This is a genomic window from Aneurinibacillus danicus (assembly GCF_007991215.1).
Classification (GTDB): domain Bacteria; phylum Bacillota; class Bacilli; order Aneurinibacillales; family Aneurinibacillaceae; genus Aneurinibacillus; species Aneurinibacillus danicus.
The window spans coordinates 1-7,755 of the sequence record NZ_BJXX01000054.1; the positions used below are offsets into that span (position 1 = coordinate 1).

General features: G+C 44.7%; 8 protein-coding genes and 1 riboswitch. Of the genes, 5 read left to right on the plus strand and 3 right to left on the minus strand.

The features are described 5' to 3' along the window. Both ADA01nite_RS21935 and ADA01nite_RS06245 read left to right on the plus strand, forming a co-directional pair. Nucleotides 1–333, plus strand: a 333-nt coding sequence (locus tag ADA01nite_RS21935; protein ID WP_170230165.1) for a hypothetical protein, incomplete at its 5' end; no start/stop codon positions are given. A 2-nt stretch (nt 334–335) separates the two neighbouring features. Next, nucleotides 336–483: riboswitch (FMN riboswitch) on the minus strand. A gap of 142 nt (nt 484–625) precedes the next feature. After that, complete coding sequence (locus tag ADA01nite_RS06245; protein ID WP_146809103.1) at nt 626–1,063, plus strand: peptidylprolyl isomerase; 438 nt, start codon at nt 626–628, stop codon at nt 1,061–1,063. A 241-nt stretch (nt 1,064–1,304) separates the two neighbouring features. On the opposite strand, the gene ADA01nite_RS06250 is transcribed toward ADA01nite_RS06245, so the two are convergent. From ADA01nite_RS06250 to ADA01nite_RS06260, 3 genes are all read right to left on the minus strand, one after another. Then, nucleotides 1,305–2,492: a thiolase family protein gene (locus tag ADA01nite_RS06250; RefSeq protein ID WP_146809104.1), complete on the minus strand. Its 1,188-nt coding sequence runs from the start codon at nt 2,490–2,492 to the stop codon at nt 1,305–1,307. Between the two features lie 20 nt (nt 2,493–2,512). After that, nucleotides 2,513–4,072 carry a long-chain-fatty-acid--CoA ligase gene (locus ADA01nite_RS06255; protein ID WP_146809105.1) on the minus strand — a complete coding sequence of 520 codons (1,560 nt, stop codon included), beginning with the start codon at nt 4,070–4,072 and terminating at the stop codon, nt 2,513–2,515. Nucleotides 4,073–4,195: 123 nt separating this feature from the next. Beyond that, nucleotides 4,196–5,491, minus strand: coding sequence for an MFS transporter (locus ADA01nite_RS06260; RefSeq protein ID WP_146809109.1), 1,296 nt, complete (start codon nt 5,489–5,491; stop codon nt 4,196–4,198). Between the two features lie 554 nt (nt 5,492–6,045). Between ADA01nite_RS06260 and ADA01nite_RS22820 the strand changes: the two genes are divergently transcribed. From ADA01nite_RS22820 to ADA01nite_RS06275, 3 genes are all read left to right on the plus strand, one after another. Continuing rightward, nucleotides 6,046–6,672, plus strand: coding sequence for a TetR/AcrR family transcriptional regulator (locus ADA01nite_RS22820; protein WP_170230166.1), 627 nt, complete (start codon nt 6,046–6,048; stop codon nt 6,670–6,672). A gap of 200 nt (nt 6,673–6,872) precedes the next feature. Further along, on the plus strand, nt 6,873–7,217 hold the full coding sequence (locus tag ADA01nite_RS06270; protein ID WP_146809107.1) for a hypothetical protein: 345 nt from the start codon (nt 6,873–6,875) through the stop codon (nt 7,215–7,217). Continuing rightward, the gene (locus ADA01nite_RS06275; protein ID WP_170230167.1) at nt 7,181–7,597 is read left to right on the plus strand and encodes a hypothetical protein; all 417 of its coding nucleotides are present in this window, start codon (nt 7,181–7,183) and stop codon (nt 7,595–7,597) included. The genes ADA01nite_RS06270 and ADA01nite_RS06275 overlap by 37 nt, the downstream gene beginning before the upstream one ends. Nucleotides 7,598–7,755: the final 158 nt, after the last annotated feature.

The following is a 7,755-nucleotide window of genomic DNA, read 5'->3' on the forward strand; positions in this document are numbered from 1 at the left end:
CTCCTTCTTTTCCCACGATTTTCACAGAAAAAAACGCATGCCGCCGTCTTTTTTCTGTTAAACCGAATACCGGTCGGGGCAGAAGAAAAAGGCGGCGCCATGCGCTTTGCTTCCTTTGTCGTTGGGCGTAACCACTCTAATTTATCTGTATACTCAGGTACCTTATTTGCCTATGACAAAGAAAGCCCTGAAAGACGGTTTCATTCCGCTTTCAGGGCCTGTATTCATGAAAAAGGTAGAGCGATACCAGGGTTCAAGCGTCTCTATTTGTTCGCCTCATGGCAAATTTTAAAGAAACGCAATCAAATAAAACAAACTGCACCTGTAATCTAAACTACATCCTTCTCCCATCCAGACTATACTGTCGGTCCCGGATTTACACCGGGTCAGCATTGGCTCTATGAAACCGCAGCTCACGGACTGAAGAGACTTCATGCCTCTATCACCGCCGGTCGGGATTTTCACCCTGCCCCGAAGGATTACTGATGAAATTGTATTTTTATTATAGCGTATTCCCTGCAGTCTGTCCATGCGTAATTTCACATGGTGAAAATGCCTGTTCAGTTGTGACTTGTCTATACACTGTGGTAGAATAAAGTGAGTAAAAAAAGGAGTGACTAGGCTGATGACAAAAAAAGGAAGCATCGAACTTGAAAACGGCAATAAAATTTTGATCGAATTCTATCCGGAAGCCGCTCCCGGCACGGTTGCAAACTTTGAAAAACTGGCGAATGAAGGGTTCTACAACGGCCTGACATTCCACCGCGTTATTCCGGGCTTTGTAAGCCAGGGGGGCTGCCCTCACGGAACAGGAACCGGTGGCCCTGGCTACACAATCAAGTGCGAGACTGAAGGCAATCCGCACAAGCACGTTCCGGGCGCGCTCTCGATGGCGCATGCAGGTCGCGACACCGGCGGCAGCCAATTCTTCATCGTTCATGAATCCCAACCGCATCTGGACGGCGTACATACGGTGTTCGGACAAGTTGTGGAAGGTCTGGAGCATGCGAAGAACTTGCGTAACGGCGACAAAATGAAAGAAGTGAAAGTTTGGGAAGAATAGTTGTTAGCTCTTTCTTCCTTACCAAAACGGGGCAGACATTATCGTCGCTCCGTTTTTTGCATCTTGGCATATGTTCAAATGAGAAAAACTCGCTTACGAATGGAGGGAAAGTATATTTTGCTTTATCACTGTAAAGCGAAATATACTTTCCTATACCATGAAAAAGCACCGATTACCTCCGTTGGGGTAACAAGTGCTTTTTATGATTCAAGTATCAACTCCATTAGTGAATGGCTTTTGATTAGCGCTTAAGAATATGAATGTTGACTGTGCCATTGTCTCCGTTAAGAAATCCACCTACGTTTTCAGTCAGCCCCGCTTTGGGTTGATTTCGGATCTGACGAGCACCCGCTTGCCCGCGAAGCTGCCAGGTGATCTCGGCGATTTGCGCAATACCGGTAGCCCCGATTGGATGCCCACGGGAAATCAAGCCGCCGCTCGGATTGACCGGAATTTTTCCGCCGATTTCTGTGTCCCCGGATTCGATTAACCTCCCGCTTTCACCGGGAGGGCAAAGCCCTAACTGTTCATACGCAAGTAATTCTCCCGGTACGGCAGCATCGTGAACCTCCATCACTTGCAAATCCTCCGAGCCGATAGCTGCGACTTCATAGGCTTTTTCAGCGGCTCTTTGTACTGTGTCGATTTTCTGATCTTTACTCGAGCTGCCGGAAACAACTACCGAAGCCGTTACATAGACCGGTTTTGTTGTAAACTGCCGGGCTATTTTTTCACTGCATACAATGGCTGCGGCGGCACCATCACCGATCGGTGAACACATCTTCAGGCGCAGCGGATCGCTGATCATTCTTGATTGCAGAACTGCCTCCAAACTTTGCGCTTGCTGGTATTGTGCATACGGATTTAAACTGCCGTTGTAACTATTTTTTACAGCGATTTTAGCCAACGTTTCCAGCGATGTTCCATACTTCATCATATGTTCCCTTGCTTCCGACGCATATAAATCCATGAAAATACTTTGTCCTTCTTTGTGTTCCTCGTATCCGGGAAAACTCGACAACTGTTCGATATCGGTACCGCTTTGCAAGGCGGCAAATGCGCGGTTTTTATCCGGATGAGTCATCTTTTCGGCTCCTAAAGCTAAAACGACATCATATAAACCGGAGGCAATAGCCATCCACGCCAAATGAAATGCCGTTGACCCGCTGGCACAAGCATTTTCGGTATTGATTACCGGAATTCCGGTCAATCCCGCCCCGCTTAATATCACCTGTCCTCTAATACATTCCTGCCCCGTAATCAATCCCGCAGCCGCATTGCCTACATAAGCCGCTTCGATTTGCGAGAGTTCAATGCCGGCATCTTGAACGGCACGATATAACGCTTCTCTTCCCAAATCCTTCAAACTTTTGTCCGGATGCTTTCCAAATTGGGTCATCCCGATCCCCAGCACTACCACATTCCTCATAAATTATCCCTTCTCTGTTTTTAGTTTACTTGCCTTACAAGACCGAGCCAATAAGGTGCCCGTAACGCTTTTTTATCGACCTTCCCGTATGCCGTTACAGGAATAGAATCTACAATATCAATTGATTTCGGAACTTCATAACTAGATAATCTGGATTTGCAGAAAGCAATTAATTCACCTTCACTTATCCCGGTTTCCGGATGAACAACAACCACTGCTTTTACCGCTTCACCCCATTTTTCGTCCGGGACACCTATGACCGCTGCCTGCTTTACCGCAGGATGCTGAAACAGGACACTTTCCACTGTTGTAGTGTAAACATTGAATCCGCCGGAAATAATCATATCTTTTTTACGATCCACCATATAAATATATCCATGTTCATCCCGGTAAGCCATGTCTCCCGTGTGAAGCCAGCCGTTTTGCATAGTCTTGGCTGTCTCTTCTTCAAGCTGCCAATAGCCTTTCATCATGTGCGGCCCACGCGTGACCAACTCCCCTACTTCTCCGGGACCCAGATCTTCCCCGGCTGCATTGACGATCCGAACCTGAGAAAGAATAATCTCCCTTCCGCAGGATGCCAGCCGTTTTTCTTCTCCCTGTGCGCTCAGATGATCATCTTTCGTTAAAATCGCAGTTTGGTTGGCCACTTCCATCTGTGAATAAATCTGCACCAGAACGGGGCCGAACACTTCTAATGCCTGTTTAATTCGTGCCGGCGCCATCGGGGCTGCCCCGTACACAATCGTCTTCAAGCTGCTTAAATCGTATTGCTTCCGCTCCGGTAAATCGAGAATATGGTAGATCATTGTGGGAACTAGAAAGGTAAAATTAACCTGTTCACGTTCGACCGTCTCACAAAACGCACGGGGACTGAAGCCTTGATGCAGGATATGGGTTCCGCCCCGCAGCAAACCGGGCAGGATCAGAAAACCGGCTGCATGGGGAAGTGGGGCTACATGCAGCATCACACCCCCTCTTTCCAGTTCGAACTCGACGATCTCACTGTACATTAGGGCAATGGTGGATTTATGAGTGTGCATCACCCCTTTGGAACGCCCGGTTGTCCCTCCGGTGTACATAATGGCCACAAGATCTTCTTGTCCAATAGAAACCGCAGGATTTTCAAAATCACTGTTTTCGATCAACTGCTGCATGGTTACTACCCCGTTGACAGGCTCTTTTCCGGCGTTGATAACGAGGACGTCGTATGGAAAATTCTGCAGCAGAGTTTGCACGGGTGAAATCCATTCCGGACTGCAGATGATCGCCTTAGCACCGGAATCTAGCAAACGGTATTGCACTTCATGAGTACTCAGGAATTGATTTAGGGGGACCCGCACTCCACCGATTTTGGCTATGGCAAAATCCGCAACAATATACTCAATGCTGTTGTAGATCCACAATGCAACCCGGTCGCCTTGGCGAATCCCCAGCCGGATTAAAGCGTTTGCAAAACCGTTAACCTCTTTTTCCAATTCCGCATACGTTATGTTTCTCAACTGGTCTTTAACTGCAATTCTGTCCGGATGTTGGCGAACGGCCTTGTCAAACAACTGTCCCACTGTAGTTTCCAGCAAAACACATACCCCCTTGAAATTTCATTAATATAAATCATCTATTTATAGAATACAGATACATCCGGGGCTGCCCGGTCCAAGGCTATTTCTGCTACGGGGAAGCCTCGGGTATGAAGTGTCTCGTCAGCTTCCGACATGTTTCACACTTTCGTCGTAACGCGGGTTGACCATTTTTCTTGTATCTTGTACAAACAGACTTAATACCAGAGAGAGAGCGAGCCCCGCCATCATGAATCCACCAAATATCCACGGAGATGGACCGTATGATTTCGCCATTGGGGTCCAAATCATAGGCCCAAAACCAACAATGGCAGCGGCAACCTGATAACCGACCGATAACCCGGTATAACGGACTTTGGTCGGAAACAGCTCAGAAAATAAAGTCCCCTGGGTAGAAAAAACAGCCGCCCAAATGATGCCGAGCATGACCGCCTGCATGAAGTACAGCCAGCCGACTCCTTTTCCGATCAGAGCAAAATAAGGAACCGAGAGAAGGAACAGAAGAGTCAAACCTCCCAGATAGATGGTTTTCCGACCGATAAAATCAGAAAGGTAACCAACAATCGGGATAGTAACGAGCATGGTAGCACAACCAATCGTCAGGGCGGTTAAGGCTGTATCGCGGGAGTAATCCAAATACACAGTAGTAAATACAAGCACATAGGACATGGCAAAGACGTTAAAGAACCCGTCACCAATTTTCAGTCCAATCGCACGCAACACGTTTCTCCAATCGTTGCGAAACGTTTCGACAATGGGCACCTTCGCAAGATTTCCACTTTCCTTCTGCTGCTTAAAGTCCGGGGTTTCCTCTACACCGCTCCGGACCCAGAGCGCCAGAGCGATAAGCACAACACTTAAGAGGAATGGAATCCGCCATCCCCAGCTCATAAACTGCTCATCGGTAGTCATGTAGCTAATAAACGAAAGACTGAAGGACCCGGCAACCAAGCCGATAGGAACCCCTAATTGGGGAATTGAACCGTAAAGCCCACGAAACCCTTTCGGGGCATTTTCTGTTGCCAACAGGATGGCCCCACCCCATTCGCCACCCAAGGAAATACCCTGAATGAGCCGCATGATAACCAATAGAATCGGGGCCAGCAGGCCGACTTGTGCATAAGTAGGGAGAAGGCCAATAAGCATCGAACTGCCTCCCATACCAATAAGAGTATACATGAGCGTCGCCTTCCGCCCCAGGCGATCACCCATGTGACCGAACAAGATGCTGCCGAGCGGCCGGGCAGCATAACCGACTCCAAAGGTGGCAAAGGCAAGAAGAATCGAAATGGCAGGATCGTGGTTGGGAAAATACAGAGTGGAAAATACCAAGCCGGTGGCCGTGCCATATAAATAGAAGTCATACCACTCGATGACCGATCCAGCAAGGCTGGCAAAAAGAATGCGACCTTTTTTCACAAAATCTACTCCTTTCGATATCTCCTGGCAGTAACCTGCCGCAATATTAAACCTAAATCGTCTTACGCTCTCCATTTCTCTCATCTGGAACTCCTATCAATCCCCCTTTCGCTATTGCAAATTTGTAGGGAAATAAAACAATTACTACAGACCAAAGTCAACGACTGTAGTATTTGACTACAGTCAGTATACATAAATATCAAAATATTTTCAATATATTATATATATTATATTTTTTAAATTTTATTAATATAATCACCTGTATGAATAGAAAATAATCCTATGTTTATGTTATGATTAAATTATCACACTATAAGCACACCGAAATGCTCAAGAAGTCCTTGATATACTTGGATAAACATACACGGGTCCTGGCTTTCTCTGGATTCCATGGCAAGAAACAGATACCGGGTAAACACGATACTGGTGTACGCAAACATCATGTAATAGGAGCGACTCTGAAATTCTTTGGCGAACTGAGATACGACTTCGTCATTTTCATTAACTCAAGTCTGTCACTGAAGTCAATGAAATTCATTGGAAAGGAGTTCTACATGAAACAGCAAAACGGTCTCACTCTCCGAAAAAAGAGAGCACTTGAAACGTACAAAAGATTATTTGAAACTTCCCTGAAACTATTTGCCGAAAAGGGTTATGATATGGTTTCCGTCGACGAAATTGTCACTCAAGCCGGAACGTCAAAAGGGGCGTTCTATACCCACTTCAAATCAAAAGATCAAGTGATTATAGAACAGTTTAAACAATTTGACGAATATTATGTAAAAAATTACCAAAATTATCCGCCCGAATGGACCGCCACGGAAAAACTATTCATGCTGATCAAGGAGCAACACCGATTATGTGCACAAATAGTTGGCTTAGACACGATCAAAGTGGTCTATTACAGCCTCATTCGAAACAATCAGGAAAAAAAATCAATCATTGATGAAGAAAGGGAATTATATACCATTGTTCACCAGATTATGGAACAGGGTCAAAAGTCAGGTGAATTTCGCGATGATATCAGCGCATCCGAATTAACGAGAGACATCGTCCGGTGTATGAGGGGAATACTATATGATTGGTGTTTATACGATGGAGCCTTCGATCTTGTCGAGGAAGGGGAAAAATTCTTTTTGAGGATGTTGGAAGGGCTGCAAAAGAAGAAGCATGATCACTAATGCTACTCCTCTTTCGGAGCGGGCCAAAGTGGCACTCCATCCGGTTCAGCCAGGAAGCGTTCGTCGGTGTGAAGACAAGTTCCACGTTATTTTTTCGGCCCATGTTGTCACTTTCTGATGTAAACGTTTTGAGATTTCGAGAGCCTTCATGTTTTGCGCAAAAGCCAAAATAATCAGGGCCCGGCGCACTTCAACCGAGCTTGTGCCTTTGCGCGCAATCCGAACGAGTTTGTTTCCTTGATATTGAAACAAACGAAGAATATAAAATTGATACAGATCAAGTAAAAGCTTCTTTTGCCTTTTTAGCTCCTATTGAAGTTGTGATTGAAGAAACTCTCCTAAATGCTTTATTAGCTGCAGCATTAACTGTGGTAGTTGGTGGAATGACTTATACTTTAGTTACTGAAGTGGCTTCAACATTAAGAAAAAAACAATATGAACACTATGCTGCAGTATTGAGTGATGGCGAACTATATATCGGTAGCGCTATTTCGTATGAAACTGCGAAATGGCACTTGGGCGATGGTCTAGATACCCATATGTGAACTTTGAAAATATCGTGAAGTGTTATGCAATTGGAGATAAAGAAATTCTCAGCGGATTATTTAACGAGGAAGAAAAAGAAAATATAAATAAAATGATTGAAGAAAATAAAAAGTACCCTGTATATCCTGATGAAAATGATGAAAAAGCAAAAATGTGGAATGAGATTCAAGAAGGTAAAAAATTAAATGTCATTTTAGAAAGTGATAACGGCAGAACTATTAGTAATTTTACACTTCAAGGTCAATGTGAAAGGATGTATAATGAAGTATTAGTATTACAGGGGATAGACCCTAAAGATTGTATATTGGGTAATCCAAAATTTGAAAAGTATTTAATTTCATTTTTAAAATCAGAGTATATATCGATGGATAGTAAGTAACTTACAAAGGAGAAGAAAGAGCTAGTTTATATAGCTCCCTCTTCGCTTTTTGTTGTAAAAGAGGAATTTCTGGGATTTCGGCAGAACAAAATGGGGGAATACCAGCAAAGCTGACATCAATCACAAACACATAGATTAAATTGATAATTAATTATTAA